The organism is Streptomyces sp. DH12, assembly GCF_020873895.1.
Lineage (GTDB): Bacteria > Actinomycetota > Actinomycetes > Streptomycetales > Streptomycetaceae > Streptomyces.
The window spans coordinates 132,501-152,546 of record NZ_JAHWGT010000009.1 but is presented as its reverse complement, the minus strand read 5'-3'; the positions used below and the strand labels follow the sequence as shown (position 1 = coordinate 152,546).

18 protein-coding genes are annotated in these 20,046 nt (G+C 70.0%); 9 read left to right on the top strand and 9 right to left on the bottom strand.

Going from position 1 to position 20,046, the window contains the following annotated elements; translation table 11 throughout:
* Positions 1 to 48 precede the first annotated feature (48 nt).
* On the bottom strand, positions 49 to 1,419 hold the full coding sequence (locus tag LPA54_RS10775; protein ID WP_228976240.1) for a serine hydrolase: 1,371 nt from the start codon (positions 1,417 to 1,419) through the stop codon (positions 49 to 51).
* An 86-nt stretch (positions 1,420 to 1,505) separates the two neighbouring features.
* Here LPA54_RS10775 and LPA54_RS10770 point away from each other — a divergent pair, with 86 nt between their 5' ends.
* Entirely contained in the window at positions 1,506 to 2,168 is a 663-nt protein-coding gene (locus LPA54_RS10770) for a GPP34 family phosphoprotein (RefSeq protein WP_228976238.1), read from the top strand.
* Positions 2,169 to 2,174: 6 nt separating this feature from the next.
* Here the strand turns inward: LPA54_RS10770 and LPA54_RS10765 are convergent, their stop codons facing one another.
* The gene (locus LPA54_RS10765) at positions 2,175 to 2,810 is read right to left on the bottom strand and encodes a LysE family transporter (RefSeq protein WP_228976235.1); all 636 of its coding nucleotides are present in this window, start codon (positions 2,808 to 2,810) and stop codon (positions 2,175 to 2,177) included.
* Positions 2,811 to 3,125: 315 nt separating this feature from the next.
* Between LPA54_RS10765 and LPA54_RS10760 the strand changes: the two genes are divergently transcribed.
* On the top strand, positions 3,126 to 3,377 hold the full coding sequence (locus LPA54_RS10760; RefSeq protein WP_228976233.1) for a hypothetical protein: 252 nt from the start codon (positions 3,126 to 3,128) through the stop codon (positions 3,375 to 3,377).
* Between the two features lie 482 nt (positions 3,378 to 3,859).
* Here LPA54_RS10760 and dnaB read toward each other — a convergent pair whose 3' ends face one another.
* On the bottom strand, positions 3,860 to 5,371 hold the full coding sequence (dnaB, locus tag LPA54_RS10755) for a replicative DNA helicase (protein WP_228976231.1): 1,512 nt from the start codon (positions 5,369 to 5,371) through the stop codon (positions 3,860 to 3,862).
* A gap of 424 nt (positions 5,372 to 5,795) precedes the next feature.
* Here dnaB and LPA54_RS10750 point away from each other — a divergent pair, with 424 nt between their 5' ends.
* Positions 5,796 to 7,133 carry an MATE family efflux transporter gene (locus LPA54_RS10750; RefSeq protein ID WP_228976230.1) on the top strand — a complete coding sequence of 446 codons (1,338 nt, stop codon included), beginning with the start codon at positions 5,796 to 5,798 and terminating at the stop codon, positions 7,131 to 7,133.
* Positions 7,134 to 7,309: 176 nt separating this feature from the next.
* Here the strand turns inward: LPA54_RS10750 and rplI are convergent, their stop codons facing one another.
* The 4 genes from rplI to rpsF all read right to left on the bottom strand — a co-directional run bounded on the left by rplI (position 7,310) and on the right by rpsF (position 8,996).
* Positions 7,310 to 7,756 (bottom strand): 50S ribosomal protein L9, encoded by a 447-nt coding sequence (gene rplI, locus LPA54_RS10745; protein ID WP_228976227.1) that lies wholly within the window; start codon positions 7,754 to 7,756, stop codon positions 7,310 to 7,312.
* 18 nt (positions 7,757 to 7,774) lie between these two features.
* On the bottom strand, positions 7,775 to 8,011 hold the full coding sequence (gene rpsR, locus LPA54_RS10740; protein ID WP_005315025.1) for a 30S ribosomal protein S18: 237 nt from the start codon (positions 8,009 to 8,011) through the stop codon (positions 7,775 to 7,777).
* Positions 8,012 to 8,055: 44 nt separating this feature from the next.
* Positions 8,056 to 8,634 (bottom strand): single-stranded DNA-binding protein, encoded by a 579-nt coding sequence (locus LPA54_RS10735; RefSeq protein ID WP_228976224.1) that lies wholly within the window; start codon positions 8,632 to 8,634, stop codon positions 8,056 to 8,058.
* A gap of 71 nt (positions 8,635 to 8,705) precedes the next feature.
* Positions 8,706 to 8,996, bottom strand: coding sequence for a 30S ribosomal protein S6 (gene rpsF, locus LPA54_RS10730; RefSeq protein WP_015609864.1), 291 nt, complete (start codon positions 8,994 to 8,996; stop codon positions 8,706 to 8,708).
* Between the two features lie 297 nt (positions 8,997 to 9,293).
* On the opposite strand from rpsF, the gene LPA54_RS10725 reads away from it, so the two are divergent.
* The 3 genes from LPA54_RS10725 to LPA54_RS10715 all read left to right on the top strand — a co-directional run bounded on the left by LPA54_RS10725 (position 9,294) and on the right by LPA54_RS10715 (position 11,976).
* Entirely contained in the window at positions 9,294 to 9,605 is a 312-nt protein-coding gene (locus tag LPA54_RS10725) for a hypothetical protein (RefSeq protein ID WP_228976223.1), read from the top strand.
* 110 nt (positions 9,606 to 9,715) lie between these two features.
* On the top strand, positions 9,716 to 10,834 hold the full coding sequence (locus tag LPA54_RS10720; RefSeq protein WP_058943636.1) for a peptidoglycan bridge formation glycyltransferase FemA/FemB family protein: 1,119 nt from the start codon (positions 9,716 to 9,718) through the stop codon (positions 10,832 to 10,834).
* 110 nt (positions 10,835 to 10,944) lie between these two features.
* Positions 10,945 to 11,976 (top strand): alanine racemase, encoded by a 1,032-nt coding sequence (locus LPA54_RS10715; RefSeq protein ID WP_228976222.1) that lies wholly within the window; start codon positions 10,945 to 10,947, stop codon positions 11,974 to 11,976.
* A gap of 57 nt (positions 11,977 to 12,033) precedes the next feature.
* Here the strand turns inward: LPA54_RS10715 and LPA54_RS10710 are convergent, their stop codons facing one another.
* On the bottom strand, positions 12,034 to 13,527 hold the full coding sequence (locus tag LPA54_RS10710) for a glycosyltransferase family 87 protein (protein WP_228976220.1): 1,494 nt from the start codon (positions 13,525 to 13,527) through the stop codon (positions 12,034 to 12,036).
* A 163-nt stretch (positions 13,528 to 13,690) separates the two neighbouring features.
* A complete protein-coding gene (locus LPA54_RS10705; RefSeq protein ID WP_228976219.1) occupies positions 13,691 to 16,435 on the bottom strand; it encodes a transglycosylase domain-containing protein in 2,745 nt (914 codons plus the stop codon).
* A gap of 356 nt (positions 16,436 to 16,791) precedes the next feature.
* On the opposite strand from LPA54_RS10705, the gene LPA54_RS10700 reads away from it, so the two are divergent.
* The 3 genes from LPA54_RS10700 (at position 16,792) to LPA54_RS10690 (ending at position 19,965) form a co-directional block, all read left to right on the top strand.
* A complete protein-coding gene (locus LPA54_RS10700) occupies positions 16,792 to 17,484 on the top strand; it encodes a PadR family transcriptional regulator (RefSeq protein ID WP_228976217.1) in 693 nt (230 codons plus the stop codon).
* Between the two features lie 50 nt (positions 17,485 to 17,534).
* Positions 17,535 to 18,617, top strand: coding sequence for an inositol-3-phosphate synthase (locus tag LPA54_RS10695; protein WP_228976215.1), 1,083 nt, complete (start codon positions 17,535 to 17,537; stop codon positions 18,615 to 18,617).
* Positions 18,618 to 18,708: 91 nt separating this feature from the next.
* A complete protein-coding gene (locus LPA54_RS10690) occupies positions 18,709 to 19,965 on the top strand; it encodes an MFS transporter (protein ID WP_228976213.1) in 1,257 nt (418 codons plus the stop codon).
* Positions 19,966 to 20,046 lie beyond the last annotated feature (81 nt).

The following is a 20,046-nucleotide window of genomic DNA, read 5'->3' as shown; positions in this document are numbered from 1 at the left end:
CCCTCTTCCCCGGGCTGGTGAGCCACCGCACCGGTTTCACGTGAAACATCAGGGGGCGCCGCGCCACCCGCCCTCGTCCACCCCGCCCGGGACGACGTCCCCCGGCTCGTACGGCTCGCGGGTGAAGACGAACGAACCGAGGTCGAGATGGCTCACCGAGCCGTCCTCCCGACGGACCACCCGGAGCACCTCGCCGTCGTAGTAGCCGTCGAGGCCGATCCACGTGCCGTCCGGCCGGCTCCGGAACCGCGACCCTCGGCCCGTCCCCCGCAGTGGCCGCAGTTCCACGCCCCCGTCCGCGAGTAGTGCCAGCCCGTACGCGTAGGTCCCCCAGTACCAAGGCCCCGTCAGCGCCAACAGGGCCTGGTCGGCCTCCGCCAGCGGCCGCCAGGGCTCCGGCAGCGGCGGTTCCGCCCCGGCGACGAGGTCCACCAGGTCCGCCGCGAGCGCCCCGGCCTGCGGCCCCGATGTGGCGTTCGCCAGGACGACCGCAGCGACGTCCTCCTCGACGCCGAACCAGAGCCCGGCGACGAAGCCGGGCAGCGAGCCGGAATGCCCGGCAAGGCTCCGGCCGTTACGCCGGGCGAGTTGCAGCCCGAGCCCGTAGCCCCCGTCCCAGTCACCCGCGACGGGCGGCGCCGCGGCCGTGCGCATCTCCCGCACGGACGACGCCGACAGAACGCGGTCATCCCCCTCCACGAGGAAGGAAGCGAACCGGCAGAGATCGGCGGCCGTCGCCCACAGGACGCCGGCCGGTGCCATCACCCCGAGGTCCTCGGACGGTTCGGGCAACAGCACGTCGGCCCAGGGGTGCACGGCCCAGCCCTCGGCGTACGGCGCGACGGGCCGCGGCGTCGTCCGTCGCATCCCCAGCGGCTCCAGCACCTCGGTCTGCAGCGCCTCCTCCCACGGGACGCCGCGGATCTCGGCCACGAGCGCGCCGAGAAGGGTGTACCCGGGGTTCGAGTAGTGGTGGCGGCGGCCGGGCGGGTGCACCAGCGGCTGGTGGCCGAGGACCTCGGGAAGACCGGGCCGCACTCCGCCCGGAGTGCGCTCCCACCACGGTCCGGGCGACTCCGCCGCCAGTCCGCCGCTGTGGCAGAGCAGCTGGGCCACGGTCACCGTACCCACGCCCGTTCCCGGCAGGTGCCTCTCCAGCGGGTCGTCGAGGTCCAGCAGCCCTTCGTCCCGCAACCGCATCACCAGGACGGCGGTGAACGGCTTGGTGATCGAGCCGATGCGGTACTGGGTGTCGGTGGCGGACACGACGTCGCCGCGCGCCCCCGCCCACACCATGCGGCCGCCACGGGCGACAGCCGCGACCAGGGAGGGCACCCGGCCCTCCGTCTGGGCGGCGGCGATCCGGTGGAGCAGCGCGCGCTCCGTGGTGGGCAGCAGCGCTGCGAGGGATGAGGTCATGGGCCCAGATGTACCGCACGCCGCGGAACCCTCCGCACCGCCGGTGCGTCGACATCGGTGAACGGGGTCGATCGAGGGGAGCTCGCATGTCGGTGACGCTGGGCGAGGAGATCATGCTGCTGTCGCTGGACGACGCGTCCGGTGTCGCGAAGGACCGCTCCTCCGCGGGCTGGGCCGTCGCGGGCGGCACCCTGCTGGAGCTGGCCATGCGCTACCGGGTCCGGGTCGCCGGCGGCGTGGTGAGCATCACCGACACGTCCACGACGCGGGTCCCGCTGCTCGATGACCGGTTGGAGCGGCTCACCGAGTGGGCGGGCCGCCGCGGTGGCGGGAAGATCACCGACTGGCTCGCGAGAGACCAGGCAACGGCGGTACGGGCCACGGTCGCAAGCCTCTGCGACCGCGGACTCGTCATCGAGGAGCGCCACCGCGCGCTGGGGATCTTCCCGGTGCGGCGCTACCCGGAAGCCGACGGCGGCGTGGAGCGCGAACTGCGCGACCGCCTGGCCCGGGTCGTGGTGGAAGGCAGCCGCCCGGACGACCGCACCTCCGCGCTGGTGGCTCTCCTCCACGGGGCCCGACTGCACGGCATCGCCTTTCCGGAGCTTCCCCGCAAGGAGGTCGAGCCACGCATGGCCACGATCGCCGAGGGCAAGTGGGTGGCCGACAGCGTGCGCAGGGCCATCCGCGACATGCAGGCCACGATGGCCGCCATCACCGCCACGACCGTCGTCGTCGCTCTCTCCTGACTCCGCTCAGGCCGCCGACAGCAGCAGGTACGCGGCGAGGGCCGTGATCAAAGCGCTGGATACGAGCGCGGTGGCCAGCCGCCCGCGGGGGCCGGTCAGGGCCCGGCCCAGCAGGACTCCGCCCCCGGCGAGGAAGAGCTGCCAGCTGGCCGACGCAACGAAGGCCGCCGCCACGAACACCCCCTGCTCCAGGGCGCCCGGATCCTGTGCCGCCCGCCCGCCGAGCACGAGCGCGGCGAAGTAGACCACGGTCATGGGGTTGGTCAGGGTGATGCCCAGGAACGTCAGGTACGCCCGCAGCGGTGTCATCGCGTCTCCGCCGCCGTGCCCTGCCGAACCGGCACTCGCGCGGTACGCGCGTACCGCGGCGACGGCACCCCGCACCGCCAGGAAGATGAGCACCAGGGCCGACGCCCACCGCAGCGGGACCACCACCGGCTGGAGCACCGGTACGAGCGCCGCGCCGCCCGCCACGGCGATCAACGCGTACAGTCCGTCGGCCGTCGCCACGCCCAGGGCCGCCGCGGCCCCCGCCCGCCACGACGTCCGCGCCGACAGCGCCACGAGGTAGGCCGCGACGGCCCCCACCGGTACGGCGATCCCGTAGCCGGCGAGCAGCCCGGCCACCAGGGCGGCGATCACGCGACCGGATGCGTCGTCCCCGTCCCCGCCCGCGCCTGCTGCTGGGCTCCCGGCCGCAGGACGACGGGAGGCAGCAGGGACACGGGCACACGGAACGAGGTCATACCCGCATCGTCCGCACGTCCCAGCTCCCGGGCAAACGGTTTTGGGTCAGCGGCAGTGGCGGACCCGGCCACCGACTCCCCTTCCACGTTCCTGCCGGGTACCTCGACATGTCTCTGCCTGCACGTCTCGTGCCACGGCGGCCGCTGGACGAGGATGGTTCTCGCACAGGGACGGAACAGCGACACCGGATGCGGACCGAGGTGGCGAGCGATGCGGGGCAGGTCACTGGTCACGGCGGGGCAGGGAACGGCCTACGGCTGCGTGCGCGAAGCCGTCCTGGAGGGCAATGTCCTTCGCATCCTGCTGGACCCCGAGGCGCTGGAGAGCCTTCGGCTGGAGGACAGCGAGATCGAAGCAGTCATCGAGGCGCCGGCCCACGACGTGTCCCGGTTCCGGGAGATCCTTGCCCAGGTGCTCGCCTACGGGCGGGCGGACGCTATGCCGGCGCGAGTAGCCGTCTGACCCGAGGAGGCTGGCCAAGACAGGCTTGGCCGTCGGCATGGAACAGTCACCACCGGCGAGCCGGCGACGCGTGCGACCCTGCGGGCGCGTCGGGGCGAGGGACTGGTGGTGCAAGTAGTCGGCCTGCTGCGACGGCGACACGCGGCTGAACTGGAGGCCGGTGCCGGGTCGATGGCCTCACGAGTGTCGGCCGCCGGCTCTCTCAGATCGGTGTCATTTCCTCATACTGTCCAGCAGGCTGCACCACTGCCCAGGCACGTCACGAACCTGCATCGGCGGCCATCCGTTCCACCCACTCACGCACGGACACTGCTCGCTCGACACGGCCGACGATGTCCCTTCTTGGACGCCGTGTCCAAGGTCCCCGGGATCTTGCCGAAGGGTGTCGGGAAGGACGTCGACCAGACCCAGGATCTGCGACTTGCATCCGACATCGGCCGTGCCATTCCGACACGAGATTCGAGGCCTCACACAGCCGGTGATCAGGTCTGGGCCATGTCCACGAAGCGGGAGTAGTGGCCCTGGAACGCGACGGTGATCGTGGCCGTCGGTCCGTTACGGTGCTTGGCGACGATCAGGTCGGCCTCGCCCGCGCGGGGTGACTCCTTCTCGTAGGCGTCCTCACGGTGGAGCAGGATGACCATGTCGGCGTCCTGCTCGATGGAGCCGGACTCGCGCAGGTCGGACACCATCGGCTTCTTGTCCGTGCGCTGCTCGGGGCCTCGGTTCAGCTGGGACAGGGCGATGACCGGGAGTTCCAACTCCTTCGCGAGGAGCTTGAGGTTACGGGACATGTCCGAGACCTCCTGCTGGCGGCTCTCGGCGCGCTTGCTACCGCCGGACTGCATCAGCTGCAGGTAGTCGATGACGACGAGCTTCAGGTTGTTGCGCTGCTTGAGGCGGCGGCACTTGGCGCGAATCTCCATCATCGACAGGTTCGGGGAGTCGTCGATGTAGAGCGGCGCCTGGGAGACGTCCGGCATGCGGCGGGCCAGCCGGGTCCAGTCCTCGTCGGTCATCGTGCCGGAGCGCATGTGGTGCAGGGCGACCCGCGCCTCGGCGGAGAGCAGGCGCATCGCGATCTCGTTGCGCCCCATCTCCAGGGAGAAGATCACGCTGGGCAGGTTGTGTTTGATCGAGCAGGCACGGGCGAAGTCCAGCGCCAGGGTCGACTTGCCCATGGCGGGGCGGGCGGCGATGACGATCATCTGGCCGGGGTGCAGACCGTTGGTGAGGGAGTCGAAGTCGGTGAAACCCGTGGGTACGCCGGTCATCTCGCCGCTGCGGGAACCGATCGCCTCGATCTCGTCGAGGGCGCCTTCCATGATGTCGCCGAGGGGGAGGTAGTCCTCGCTCGTGCGCTGCTCGGTGACGGCGTAGATCTCGGCCTGTGCCTGATTGACGATCTCGTCGACGTCGCCGTCTGCGGCGTATCCCATCTGCGTGATCTTGGTGCCGGCTTCGACCAGTCGGCGGAGGACGGCGCGCTCGTGGACGATCTCGGCGTAGTACGAGGCGTTGGCGGCCGTCGGTACCGACTGCACCAGGGTGTGCAGGTAGGACGCACCGCCCACCCTGTTGACCTCGCCGCGCTTCGTCAGCTCGGCACCGACCGTGATGGGGTCGGCGGGCTCGCCCTTGGCGTAGAGGTCGAGGATCGCCTGGAAGATCGTCTCGTGGGCCGGCCGGTAGAAGTCGTGGCCCTTGATGATCTCCACGACGTCCGCGATGGCGTCCTTGGAGAGGAGCATGCCGCCGAGGACGGACTGCTCGGCGTCCAGGTCCTGCGGGGGGACGCGCTCGAAAGCGCCCGCGCCGCCGCCGTCCCAGGGGCCGCCGTCGGGGCCCCGGTCGTGCTGCTCGTCACGTCCCCGGCCGCGACCCCCGCCCCGTCCGCCGACGAGGGCCTCGCCGCCGCGCTGCCGCGAGACGGGCAGGCGGTCGCTGGGTCCGCTGTCGGTCCAGGGGTCGTCCAAGGGCTCGGGGATGCTCACCGGCCCACCTCCTCCCGTCCGCACCGCGGACCTTGCCGTGCCACTCTTTCTACGCCACGGCTCTGACACACAAGAGGCTTCGACTCCGCCTCGCGGCACGTCGGGCGCCGGACCACGTTAGGCCCGCGGGCACCGTCAGCCAATCTGGTTATCCACAGGGCCTGTGGGTGAACGCCCGGATGCTGTGGAGAACCTGCTCGATCCTGTGCACGGACCGGGGGACAGCCGTGTGGACAAACTCATAGCCCACCCAGCAAGACCCACTTGACCTGCTGCTTTTCCATCCACCGGCTGTGGGGGAGAAAAACTTTCACGGCTGGATCAAGAACACTCCGGATGGTCCGACCACACACCGTGAAGGAGCGTGCATGTAAGGACCACTGATGAGTTGTGTCCATTACCTGTGGACGACTACATTGACCCCATGACCCAGGCTCCCACGACGTCACGGAGGATCGGCCGCCAGCACGACCGCGAGATCCTCGCCCTGGCGCTTCCGGCCTTCGGCGCCCTTGTCGCCGAGCCTCTGTTCGTGCTCGTCGACAGTGCCATCGTGGGCCATCTCGGTACCGCCCAACTGGCCGGCCTGGGTGTCGCGGCCGCGCTGCTGTCCACAGCGGTGAGCGTCTTCGTCTTCCTGGCCTACGCCACCACGGCCGCCGTCGCCCGCCGCGTCGGCGCGGGCGACCTCCCCGCGGCGATCCGCCAGGGCATGGACGGCATCTGGCTCGCCCTCCTCCTCGGTGCCGCCGTCGTGGCGCTCACCCTGCCGACGGCCCCCTGGGTCGTGGAGGCTTTCGGCGCCTCCGGCACCGCCGCCCCGCACGCGGCCACCTACCTGCGGGTGTCCAGCCTCGGCATCCCCGCCATGCTGGTCGTACTCGCCGCGACCGGTGTCCTGCGCGGACTTCAGGACACCCGCACGCCCCTGTACGTGGCGATCGCCGGCTTCAGCGCCAACGCCATCCTCAGCGTCACGCTGGTCTACGGCGCCGGCCTCGGCATCGCCGGCTCCGCCTGGGGCACGGTGATCGCCCAGTGCGGCATGGCCGCCGCGTACCTCACCGTCGTCGTCCGGGGCGCCCGACGGCACGGCGCCTCGCTGCGACCCGACACCGCCGGGATCCGGGCGAGCGCCCAGGCGGGCGTACCCCTCCTCATCAGGACGCTCTCCCTGCGCGCGGTACTGATGATCGCCACCGCCATCGCGGCCCGTCTGGGCGACGTGCCAGTGGCCGCGCACCAGATCATCCTGTCACTGTGGAGCCTCATGGCCTTCGCGCTCGACGCCATCGCCATCGCGGGGCAGGCCATCATCGGCCGGTACCTCGGAGCCGGCGACACCGAGGGCGCCCGGGCAGTGTGCCGCCGGATGGTGCGGTGGGGCGTCATCTCCGGAGTGGCGCTCGGGGTGCTCCTCGTCGCCGCCCGTCCGCTGTTCATCCCGCTCTTCACCGGTGACGACGCGGTTCGGCAGGCGCTTCTGCCCGCGCTCCTGGTCGTGGCGCTCACCCAGCCGGTCGCCGGGGTCGTCTTCGTCCTGGACGGTGTCCTGATGGGCGCGGGGGACGGTCCCTACCTGGCGGGTGCCATGGTCGTCACCCTGGCCGTCTTCGCCCCGGTGGCGCTGCTGGTGCCGGCGCTCGGCGGCGGGCTGACGGCCGTGTGGTGGGCGATGTCCCTGATGATGGCGACCCGCATGGTGACTCTCTGGCTGCGGATGCGCTCCGGTCGTTGGCTGGTCACGGGAGCCACCCGCTGATGTTTCACGTGAAACCGCCGGAACGGCCGACCGAAACCGCCGAACCCGTGAGACCGGTCACCGCCCCCGTGGCGTCGGAGAACGCGGCGAAGCGGGGGACGTGGCCCGGAACGCGGTGGAGGGCCGCACCCTGACGGGTGCGGCCCTCCACGTGCTCAGCTCTGCGCGGGCAGGGCTCAGGCAGCGACGACCTCGACACCGAGCTTCGCGGCGACCTCGGGGTGCAGACGCACGGACACCTGGTGCGAGCCCAGGGTCTTGATCGGCGAACCGAGCTCGACACGACGCTTGTCGACCTCCGGGCCACCGGCGGACTTGATCGCCGAGGCGATGTCAGCCGGGGTCACGGAGCCGAAGAGGCGGCCGGCGTCGCCGGAGCGAACGGCCAGGCGCACCTGGACGGCCTCGAGCTGGCCCTTGATCTGGTTGGCCTGCTCGATGGTCGCGATCTCGTGGATCTTGCGGGCGCGGCGGATCTGCGCCACGTCCTTCTCGCCACCCTTGGTCCAGCGGATCGCGAAACCACGCGGGACCAGGTAGTTGCGAGCGTAACCGTCCTTGACGTCGACGACGTCGCCGGCAGCACCGAGGCCAGAGACCTCGTGGGTGAGGATGATCTTCATCAGTACGTCACCCTTCCCTTATCGCGCGGTGGACGTGTAGGGCAGCAGCGCCATCTCACGGCTGTTCTTGACGGCCGTGGCGACGTCACGCTGGTGCTGCGTGCAGTTGCCGGTGACGCGGCGGGCACGGATCTTGCCGCGGTCGGAAATGAACTTCCGCAGCATGTTCGTGTCCTTGTAGTCCACGTACGCGGTCTTGTCCTTGCAGAACGCGCAGACCTTCTTCTTAGGCTTGCGCACAGGCGGCTTCGCCATGGTGTTTCTCCTGTGTGATCAAGAAGTGGGGTACGAGCCCGTCCCTAGAAGGGAGGCTCGTCCGAGTAGCCGCCGCCGGAAGCGCCGCCCCAGTTGCCGCCGCCCTGGCCGCCCTGCTGGCCGCCGGACTGCGGGCTGCTGGCCCAGGGGTCGTCGGCGGGAGCGCCGCCGCCCTGCTGGCCGCCCGGGGCACCGCCCCAGTTGCCGCCGCCCTGGCCGCCCTGCTGGCCGCCGCCGAACCCGCCCTGACCGCCGCGGCCGGTGGTCTTGGTGACCTTGGCCGTGGCGTTCTTGAGGCTGGGGCCGACTTCCTCGACGTCCAGTTCGTAGACCGTGCGCTTGACGCCCTCGCGGTCCTCGTAGGACCGCTGCTTCAGCCGGCCCTGCACGATGACGCGCATGCCTCGCTGGAGCGACTCGGCGACGTTCTCCGCCGCCTGGCGCCAGACCGAGCAGGTCAGGAACAGGCTCTCGCCGTCCTTCCACTCGTTGGTCTGGCGATCGAAGGTGCGGGGAGTGGACGCGACGCGGAACTTCGCGACCGCCGCACCGGACGGGGTGAAGCGCAGCTCGGGGTCGTCGACAAGATTGCCGACGACCGTGATGACGGTCTCGCCTGCCATGGGGAACCTCTCGGCGGGATTGCTTCTGGCTGCTTGCTGCTACTCGGACCCGATGACCGTGAGCCGGAGGCTCAGTGGATCTCGGGGCGGAGGACCTTGGTCCGGAGGACCGACTCGTTCAGGTTCATCTGGCGGTCGAGCTCCTTGACGACCGCAGGCTCGGCCTGCAGGTCGATGACCGAGTAGATGCCCTCGGGCTTCTTCTTGATCTCGTAAGCGAGACGACGACGGCCCCAGGTGTCGACCTTCTCGACCTTTCCGTTGCCCTCACGGACGACGGAGAGGAAGTTCTCGATCAGCGGGGAGACAGCGCGCTCCTCGAGATCGGGGTCGAGGATGACCATCACCTCGTAGTGACGCATGTGGAACCCACCTCCTTTGGACTCAGCGGCCACGGTCGTTCCGTGGCAGGAGGGTCGTGATGCGTGCGCAACGGTATCGGGGCCCACTGACAACGGCCACGGGTCGGCGGTGGGCCGACCGCAGTGCGGCCGCCGCCCCACCCGTTTCCGGGCATGGGCAGACACCGGTGCAGACCGTACAGAGTACCCGCACAGAGGCTTCCGGTTGAAATCCGGTGCCCGGAGGCCGCAATCTGGACACATCGGGTGCGGGCGGCGTTACAGTGCGCCGCCTTCCGGCAAGCCAGGAGGTGCCTCATGGCTCAGGCGTTCCACCGTCCGTCCTCTTCCCTCTTCGCCACGGACGGCAAGCCCCATCCCCTCCAGGACACACTGATGGCCGTGACCCTGGTTCTGGGTGCGCTCGCCTTCATCACCGCGCAGTTCCACAGCCTCCACCTGATCAGCTCGTGGGCCGGCCTCGTGGGCATCGTCACGGGCGCGTACGGTCAGTACGTCTCGGTGACCACCCGGGAGCGGACCTTCCTGATCGTGGGTCTGGGCGCATCGGCGGTCGGCTTCTTCCTCGGGATGGCCCGCGGCGGTCTGTTCGGCGGCCTGCTCGGCTAGCCACTCGCGCAGTACGGCCAGTCGGGGCGCTCCTCCGTGCCAGTAGGCTTCGGCGCGAGAGCTGGAACCCCTGTACCGATGGGGGACATACCTGCCGAGGAGCGCCCCGCATGAGCCTGACCCTGAGGACCATCAGCCGAGAGCAGCATCTGGCATACATCCAGAGCCTTCCGGCGGCGAGTCACTGCCAGGTTCCGGCGTGGGCCGACGTGAAGACCGAGTGGCGCTCGGAGAACCTGGGCTGGTTCGACAAGGACGGGCAGCTGGTCGGTGCGGGGCTGGTCCTCTACCGCCAGCTCCCCAAGATCAAGCGGTACCTGGCCTACCTGCCCGAGGGCCCGGTCATCAACTGGTACGCCCCGAACCTGGACGACTGGCTCCAGCCGATGCTCCAGCACCTCAAGAACCAGGGTGCGTTCTCGGTCAAGATGGGCCCCCCGGTGGTCATCCGCCGCTGGGACGCCCCGGCGATCAAGTCGGGCATCCAGGACCCCGAGGTGAAGCGCCTGCGGGACATCGAGGCCACGCACATCGAGCCCCGCGCCTTCGAGGTGTCGGACCGGCTGCGCAAGATGGGCTGGCAGCAGGGCGAGGACGGCGGGGCCGGTTTCGGCGACGTGCAGCCCCGCTACGTCTTCCAGGTCCCGCTCGCCAACCGTTCGCTGGACGACGTCCTCAAGGGCTTCAACCAGCTGTGGCGGCGGAACATCAAGAAGGCCGAGAAGGCCGGCGTCGAGGTCGTCCAGGGCGGCTACGAGGACCTCGCCGAGTGGCAGCGCCTGTACGAGATCACGGCCGTCCGCGACCGCTTCCGGCCCCGCCCGCTGTCCTACTTCCAGCGCATGTGGACCGTCCTCAACAACGAGGACCCCAACCGCATGCGGCTGTACTTCGCGCGGCACAACGGCGTGAACCTCTCCGCCGCGACGATGCTCGTCGTCGGCGGGCACGTCTGGTACTCCTACGGCGCCTCGGACAACGTCGGCCGCGAGTTCCGCCCCTCGAACGCCATGCAGTGGCGCATGCTGCGCGACGCGTACGCCATGGGCGCGACGGTGTACGACCTGCGCGGAATCTCGGACTCGCTGGACGAGACGGACCACCTCTTCGGCCTGATCCAGTTCAAGGTGGGCACGGGCGGCGAGGCCGTCGAGTACATCGGCGAGTGGGACTTCCCGCTGAACAAGCTGCTGCACAAGGCGCTGGACATGTACATGTCCCGCCGCTGAGGCAGGGGCATGCCCCTGCCTCAGCGTTGAGGCAGTCGTACGCTCGTACACGTCCCGCACGACTCGTCACACCCGACACCCCACGCCCACAGAAAGGGTCCGGACCGTCCATGGCGCTCTCCCTGTACGTCGACACCGCTCGCTGGCGGGCGCACCAGAAGTCCGTGCTCGACCAGTTCCCCGGGATCATCCCGGTCTGCAAGGGCAACGGGTACGGGTTCGGTCACGAGCGTCTCGCCGAGGAGGTCAACCGCTTCGGTGTCGACATGCTCGCCGTCGGCACCACCTACGAGGCCGCCCGGATGAAGGACTGGTTCGGTGGTGACCTGCTCGTCCTGACGCCGTTCCGCCGGGGTGAGGAGCCGGTCCCGCTCCCGGACCGCGTCATCCGCTCCGTGTCGTCCGTGGACGGCGTGCACGCCCTCGTGGGCGCGCGGGTCGTCATCGAGTGCATGAGCTCGATGAAGCGGCACGGCGTCCACGAGCACGAGCTGGCGCAGCTCCACTCGGCGATCGAGGACGTGCGCCTGGAGGGGTTCGCCCTCCACCTCCCGCTGGACCGCACCGACGGCTCCGACGCCGTCGAGGAGGTCATCGGCTGGATGGACCGGCTGCGCGCCGCCCGGCTGCCGCTCCACTCCATGTTCGTCAGCCACCTGCGGGCCGAGGAGCTGGCGCGCCTCCAGCAGCAGTTCCCGCAGACCCGGTTCCGCGCCCGCATCGGTACGCGGCTGTGGCTCGGCGACCACGAGGCGACGGAGTACCGGGGCGCGGTGCTCGACGTCACCCGCGTGTCGAAGGGGGACCGCTTCGGCTACCGGCAGCAGCGTGCCGCGTCCGACGGCTGGCTGGTCGTCGTGGCCGGCGGCACCTCGCACGGCGTCGGCCTGGAGGCGCCCAAGGCCATGCACGGCGTGATGCCGCGTGCGAAGGGCGTCGCGCGGGCCGGTCTCGCGACGGTCAACCGGAACCTCTCGCCCTTCGTGTGGGCGGGCAAACAGCGCTGGTTCGCGGAGCCCCCGCACATGCAGGTGTCCATCCTGTTCGTCCCGTCGGACGCCCAGGAGCCGCAGGTCGGCGACGAGCTGGTCGCGCACCTGCGGCACACCACCACGCAGTACGACCGGATCGTCGACCGCTAGGTCGCCTCATCGGTTCCGCGCGCCATGGAAGGGCCGCACCCCGTCGGGTGCGGCCCTTCAAGCTGTTTCACGTGAAACAGCGCCCGGGCGGTCACCGTCGACCCGAGCCGTCTCCTCGTCCTCGTGCCACGCCCGTGCCGCCCCGCCGACGACGAAGACGTCCGGGGCGCCGTCCAGGACCCCGCCGGAGGGGTCGTCGGAGCCGTCCTGGCGGACCGCGTCCAGCTCGGGGCGCAGGATGTCGCGGATCACCAGGGCGCACAGGTACAGCGTCCCGGCGAGGTGCAGCACGATGGCGAAGTGGTAGCCGTCGGGCGGGAGCCCCTGCTTGCTGTCGGTGGTGACGTACACGAGGTACATCCAGATGCCGAGGAAGTACGCCACCTCGCACGCCTGCCACACCAGGAAGCTCCGCCACCGCGGCCGGGCCAGGGCCGCGAGCGGGATCAGCCACAGCACGTACTGCGGTGAGTAGACCTTGTTGGTCAGGATGAAGGCGGCCACCACCAGGAACGCCAGCTGCGCGAAACGGGGGCGGCGCGGCGCGGTGAGGGTCAGCGCGGCGATCCCGGCGCAGGCCAGCAGCATGAGCACGCTGGCCGTCGTGTTGACCGTCTCGATCTCCAGGTCGAGGTCGGCACGCTGGGTGAGCACCAGCCAGAAGGAACCGAAGTCGATGTTCCTCTCCTGACTGAAGACGTAGAACTTCTTCCACCCTTCGGGCGCCAGCACCATCACGGGCAGGTTCACCGCGAGCCAGGCGCCGGCGGAACCCAGCAGGGCCACCGCGAAGGGCCGCCACTTCCCGGCCCGCCAGCAGAGGACGAGGAGCGGTCCGAGGAGCAGGAAGGGGTAGAGCTTGGCTGCCGTGGCGAGGCCCAGCAGGACCCCGAAGGCGAGGGCGCGACCCCGGCTCCACATGAGCACTGCGGCGGCGGTCAGGGCGATGGCGAGCAGGTCCCAGTTGATCATGGCGTTCAGCGCGAAGGCCGGCGCCAGGGCGACCAGCAGGGCGTCCCAGGGACGGCGCCGGTGAGTACGGGCGACGCAGACCGCGATCACCGCGGCACAGACGAGCAGCATGCCCGCGTTGGCCATCCAGTACATCTGCTCCCGGTACTGGAGGTCTCCCCCGCTGGGCGTGAGCCACGCTGCGACCTGCATGAAGAGGCCCGTGAGGACCGGGTACTCCAGGTACTGCATGTCACCGGGGAACCGGTCGAAGTAGGGGATCAGCCCGTCGGAGAACCCGCGGCCGACGAACAGGTGCGGGATGTCGGAGTAGCAGGCGTGCGTGTACTGGGAGGCGGCGCCGCGGAACCAGGCCCAGTTGTAGCAGGGCAGCTTCTGCACCATGCCGAGCGCGAACATGCCGATCGTCACCAACGCGATGACCCGCACGGGCGTGAGGTCGGAGGTTCCGAGCCGGGCTCGGCGGCCGACTGGGCCGCCGATCAGCTCGCTGCCCGCGGCGGCGACCTCGTCCCGGCGCGTGGGGCACACGACGGGCCGCCGGTCGTGGGGGGCGCTCGTCTTCTCTGGGCTCGGCATGCGGGACATCCTGCCGTATCCGGCAGGGAAGGCGGCGAGGGCCGCCGCACCCGGTGTACGCGCGGTGCGCGTACGGGGTGCGACGGCCCTCGCGGGGGAGTCGGTCCGGCAAGGCGGGCCCGGCAGGCCGCCGGGCGGCCGGAGGCGGGGCCGGGGAGGGGCGCTAGCCGCCCGTTCCGCCGAACCAGCCTCCTGTTCCGCTCCCGTTGCCGTTGCCGCCGTTGGCGGCGCTGCCGCCGGTCGTCGGTGGTTCGCTGCTCTGGCCGCCTTCGGTGGCCCCGCCGTCGGTGGTGTTGCCGCCGTCCACCGTTCCACCGGAGTCGGTCCCGTCGGTGGTCCCGGCGTCGGTGCCCCCGTTCTCCGACTCGCAGTCCCAGTCGAACGGGCCGCAGGTCTCCTCGGGCTTCCCCGGCTTCGACTGCGAGGGGCGGACCGACGGGGTGGGGGACGGTGAGGTCGACGTCGACGGGGAAGGCGACGAGGACGGCTCCGCGCTCGGGGTCGGCTCGGGGGTCTTCGCGCCGCCGCCGTACACGGGCTCGGCGTCCAGGTCCTCCGGCGCGGGGAACCGCTTCACCTGCAGGCCCTTGTGCGCCTCGGTCATGTACGCCTTCCAGATCTCCGACGGGAAGGACGAGCCGTGGACCTTCTCACGGCCACCCGTGCCGAACATCTCCTCGAACTTGCGGTTCTTGTTGTTGGCGTCGTCGTCGAGGCGGTACATGTCGATCGCCGTCGCGAGCTGCGGGGTGTACCCGACGAACCAGGCCGACTTGTTGCCGTCGGTGGTGCCGGTCTTGCCGGCCGCGGTGCGGTCGGGGAGACGGGCCTTCTTGCCGGTGCCCTTCTCCACGACGTCGACGAGCACGTCGGTGATGTTGCTGCTGATCGCGGTCGAGAAGGCGCGCTTCGGCTTGTCCTCGTGGCGGTAGACGACGACGCCGTTCCGCTTCACCTCGGTGACCGAGAACGGGTCGCGCTGCTCACCGTTGGCGGCGAACGTCGCGTAGGCGGACGCCATCCGGATGGCGCTCGGGTCGGAGATGCCGATGGAGAACGACGGCACGTCGCCCTGGGCGAGGCTGCTCTTCAGGAGGCCGGCGGAGATGGCCGTCTCCCTGACCTCCTTGATGCCGATGTCCATGCCGAGCTGGACGAACGGCGAGTTGGCCGAATGGATCATCGCCTCGCGGAGGTTGATGTCCGGGTAGCTCTCGTCGTTGTCGTTGACCTGGAGCCACTCGTTGTCATTCTCGTCCCGCCAGGTACTGCCGTCGTACCTGCGGATCTTCAACTTGTTGGCGCCGTTGTAGATCGCCGTGTCGGGGTCGATCTTCGTGCGGTCCTCGGGACCCTGGTTCTCCGGCTTGTTGGGATCGCGGACACCGCGCTCCATGCCGGCCGCGAGCACGAACGGCTTGAACGTCGAACCGACCTGGGCACCGGTCTGGTCGGCGTTGTTGGTGAAGTGCTTCGTCGCGTCCGTACCGCCGTAGATGGCGACGATCGCACCCGTCGCCGGATCGACGGAGGCGCCACCGAACTGGACGTGCGTGTCCGTCTTCGGGCGCTTCGCCGGATCGATGTGCTCGTCGTACGTCTTCTGGACGGCCTTCTCCAGGGCGTCGACCTTCTTCTTGTCGAAGGTCGTCTTGATCTCGTAACCGCCCTTGGAGAGGTCTTCGGCGGTGATGCCCTCTTCGTTGTTGTTGATGAAGTACGCCTTGGCCAGGTCCACCAGGTAGCCGACCTGCCCACCGAGCTTCGCCTGCTTCTGCGGCGGGTTGACCTGCGGGAACTTGAGCGTCGCGCGCTGTGCGGCGTCCAGTTCCCCGTCCTTCACCATCTCGTCGAGGATCCAGTTCCAGCGCTTCGTCGCCCGCTCGGTGTTGGCCTCGGAGGTCGCCTTGGGGTCGATCTCGGGGGAACCGGCCGGGTCGTAGTACGTGGAACCCTTGAGCAGGGAGGCAAGGAACGCGCACTCATGCGTTTCCAGCTCCTTGGCGTCCTTGCCGAAGTACGTGCGCGCGGCGGCCTGGATGCCGTAGGCGCCCCGCCCGAAGTACGAGGTGTTCAGGTAGCCCGCCATGATCTCCTTCTTGGACAACTCCGTGTTGACCCGGATGGAGATGAAGAGCTCCTTGAACTTCCGGTCCAGCGTCTGCGACTGGTTGTTCAAGCGGTTGTTCTTGACGTACTGCTGGGTGATGGTCGAGCCGCCCTGGGTCTCGCCGCCGGTGGCCATGTTGAACAGGGCACGGCCGATGCCCATCGGGTCGACGCCGGAGTCCGTCCAGAACGTCTTGTTCTCGGCCGAGACCACGGCGTCCTGCATCGCCTTGGGAATGTCGCCGTACCCGATGATCTGCCGGTTGACCTCGCCGCCGGTGGCGGCCATCTGGGTGTCGTCCGCCCAGTAGTAGACGTTGTTCTGGGCCGTCGCGGCCTTGTCCGGGTCCGGGAGCTCCACCATCGCGTACGCGAGCGTCGCCGCACCCGTGAGGGAGGCCAGCAAACCGATGCACAGGCCGGACACGAGCTTCCAGGACGGCACCCAGCGACGCCAGCCGTACCGGTCGTGTCGGGGGTAGTCGATCAGCCGCTTGCGGCCCGGTCGTCCCCCTCCCCGGCCGCCGCCCTCGTACCCCCCACCACCGGTGCCCCGGCGGCCTCCACCGTGGCCCCCCGACCCGCCCGCGCCGTCGGCGCCACGGCGCCGGCCGCCGCGCTGGGCAGCCCGCCGCGCCTCGGCGCGCCCGCCGTAGGGCCGGGCCTCGCCGTACGGGTCGGAAGGGGATCCTGTACTGACATCCCGCGCCGGCCGGTGGCCGGGCTGCTGGGCAGCGCGCCGGGCCGCGGCGCGGCCGCCACCCTGCGGCTGCGGCGGTTTACGACGGTGCTCGCTCATCGAACGACTACTCCTCGGGCAGGCGAGTACGCCTGGAAGCGGCAGCTGAGTTCCGGTCCCCCCGAAATGGGTCGGACGAGGCCGCCAGGCCCGTCCTCCATGCACCCACGACGATGACGTCCCCCGTCGCCTCGCGGTTCCCCCTGGTGTGCATGCCGCACAGACTACGCACGGCCAAAACCCCCCTTGCGCCCGAGTTCACCCCAAACCACGCAACTCGCCTACTGCGAATTGTTGATGTGACGCCGTTCACCTTCGGCCCACTTGTCGGCTCAGCACTGCCGTTCTATCGTCAGGATGTATCGAACCGATACATCAGGGCGGCATAACGAGCGGCGTGGAGGAGGAGGCGGCTGATGAGCAGGCGCTCCGGCATCCTCGAGTTCGCCGTCCTGGGCCTGCTCCGCGAGGCCCCGATGCACGGCTACGAGCTGCGCAAGCGGCTCAACACCTCACTGGGGATCTTCCGGGCCTTCAGCTACGGCACCCTCTACCCCTGCCTCAAGACCTTGGTCGCAAACGGCTGGTTGATAGAGGAGCCGGGCAGCGCCCCCGAGGACGCCCTCGCCGCATCCCTCTCCGGGCGGCGCGCGAAGATCGTCTACAGGCTGACCGCCGAAGGTAAGGAGCACTTCGAGGAGTTGCTGACCCACACGGGACCGGACTCCTGGGAGGACGAGCACTTCGCCGCCCGCTTCGCCTTCTTCGGCCAGACGGAGCGCGACGTCCGCATGCGCGTGTTGGAGGGCCGGCGCAGCCGCCTTGAGGAGCGGTTGGAGAAGATGCGCGCCTCGCTGGCGCGCACCCGCGAGCGGCTCGACGACTACACGCTCGAACTCCAGCGGCACGGCATGGAGTCCGTCGAACGCGAGGTGCGCTGGCTGAACGAGCTCATCGAGAGCGAGCGAGCCGGGCGCGACCAGCGGCGATCCGACGCCGAGGCCTCGGCGGACACCGCGGAGCAGGACAGGACATCCGAAGAAACGGGCGGCCTGCCCCGGCACGGGGGCAGTACCCGGCCGGATCCGTCCGACGACACCACCAAGTGAGTCCCTGCGCACCGCAGGGACTCGTCGAGAACAAACAGGGAGCAACCGGAATGGGTTCGGTTCGCGTAGCCATCGTCGGCGTGGGCAACTGCGCCGCCTCGCTGGTGCAGGGCGTCGAGTACTACAAGGACGCCGACCCGGCGGGCAAGGTGCCGGGGCTGATGCACGTCCAGTTCGGCGACTACCACGTGCGGGACGTCGAGTTCGTCGCAGCCTTCGACGTGGACGCGAAGAAGGTGGGCCTCGACCTGGCCGACGCCATCGGCGCCAGCGAGAACAACACCATCAAGATCTGTGACGTGCCGAACTCCGGCGTCACGGTCCAGCGCGGCCACACCCTGGACGGTCTCGGCAAGTACTACCGCCAGACCATCGAGGAGTCCGCCGAGGAGCCGGTGGACATCGTCCAGGTCCTCAAGGACAAGCAGGTCGACGTCCTCGTCTGCTACCTGCCCGTGGGCTCCGAGGACGCGGCCAAGTTCTACGCGCAGTGCGCCATCGACGCCAAGGTCGCCTTCGTGAACGCCCTCCCGGTGTTCATCGCCGGCACCAAGGAGTGGGCGGACAAGTTCACCGAGGCCGGTGTGCCGATCGTCGGCGACGACATCAAGTCGCAGGTCGGCGCCACCATCACGCACCGCGTCATGGCGAAGCTGTTCGAGGACCGGGGCGTCATCCTGGACCGCACGATGCAGCTGAACGTCGGCGGCAACATGGACTTCAAGAACATGCTCGAGCGTGAGCGCCTGGAGTCCAAGAAGATCTCCAAGACGCAGGCCGTCACCTCGCAGATCCCCGACCGGGACCTCGGCGAGAACAACGTCCACATCGGCCCGTCGGACTACGTGGCCTGGCTGGACGACCGCAAGTGGGCCTACGTCCGCCTCGAGGGCCGTGCCTTCGGTGACGTCCCGCTGAACCTCGAGTACAAGCTCGAGGTCTGGGACTCCCCGAACTCGGCCGGTGTCATCATCGACGCCGTGCGCGCCGCGAAGATCGCCAAGGACCGCGGCATCGGCGGCCCGATCCTCTCCGCCTCCTCGTACTTCATGAAGTCCCCGCCGGTCCAGTACTTCGACGACGAGGCCCGCGAGAGCGTCGAGAAGTTCATCAAGGGCGAGGTCGAGCGCTAGTCTCCACGCTCCAAGGGAGGCCCCGCCTCCCGGTGTTGAGGCCCCCGTGGCGTGTGCCCGGGGGCCTCACCCGTGTGTGACGCTTGTCGGCATGCCTGTCGTGCGTGATCTGCGCGTACTCGTGCGCCTGACGAACTTCCGCCGCCTCCTCGCCGTGCGACTGCTCTCCCAGTGCGCCGACGGTGTCTACCAGGTCGCGCTCGCCGCGTACGTGGTCTTCTCCCCGGAGCGACAGGCCACGCCCGCCGACATCGCCTCCGCCATGGCGGTCCTGCTGCTGCCCTACTCCCTCGTCGGGCCCTTCGCGGGCGTGCTCCTCGACCGCTGGCGCCGCCGCCAGGTCCTGCTCTACGGCAACCTGCTCCGTGCGCTCCTCGCCGGGGTCACCGCGCTGCTGGTCCTCGCCTCCGTGCCCGACTGGCTCTTCTACGCCTCGGCGCTCTCCGTCACCGCGGTCAACCGCTTCGTCCTCGCCGGACTCTCGGCGGCCCTCCCGCGGGTCGTGGACACCGACCGCCTGCTGGCGGCCAACTCCCTCTCGCCCACCGCCGGCACCCTCGCCGCGACGGCCGGCGGTGGGCTCGCCTTCGCCGTACGGTTGACCGTCGCCGACTCCGACGCCGCGGTCGTCCTGGTGGGCGCGGCCCTGTACCTCCTGTCGGCCCTGGCCTCGCTGCGCATGGGTCGGGACCTCCTCGGTCCGGAACCCGACCCGGTCCCCGCCCGGATCGGCGCGGCACTGACGGCGACGGCCCGCGGCCTGTGGAGCGGCCTGCGCCACCTGGCGGAGCGGCGCCCCGCCGCCCGCGCTCTGGCCGCGATGACGCTGGCGCGGTTCTGCTACGGCGCGCTGACGGTGATGGTGCTGATGCTGAGCCGGTACGCCTGGGGCTCCGACGGCTCCGATGGGCTGGCCCTGCTGGGGCTCGCGGTCGCCGTCTCGGGAGCGGGCTTCCTCACCGCGGCCGTGGTCACTCCCTGGGCAGCGGGCCGGTTCGGGGCTTTCGGCTGGATGGCGGTGTGCGCCGGGGCGGCCGCCGTACTGGAGCCGGCCCTCGGGCTCTTCTTCGCCCCGGCCCCCACCCTCGTCGCCGCCTACGTCCTGGGCGTCGTCACCCAAGGGACCAAGATCGCGACGGACACGGTCGTCCAGCGGTCGGTCGACGACGCGTACCGAGGGAGGGTCTTCGCTCTCTACGACATGCTCTTCAACGTCGCCTTCGTGGCGGCGGCCGGGGCGGCCGCCCTGGTGCTGCCACTGGACGGCCGCTCGCCGCTGCTCATCGTGGCCGTCGCCACGCTGTACGCGCTGTCGGCGGGCGCGCTCGCCCGTGGCCCCCGCATATGAGGGAAAGGGCGGTGTTTCACGTGAAACACCGCCCCCCTCCACCATCTCGCCTCGGTCACCCGTCGTGTTTCACGTGAAACA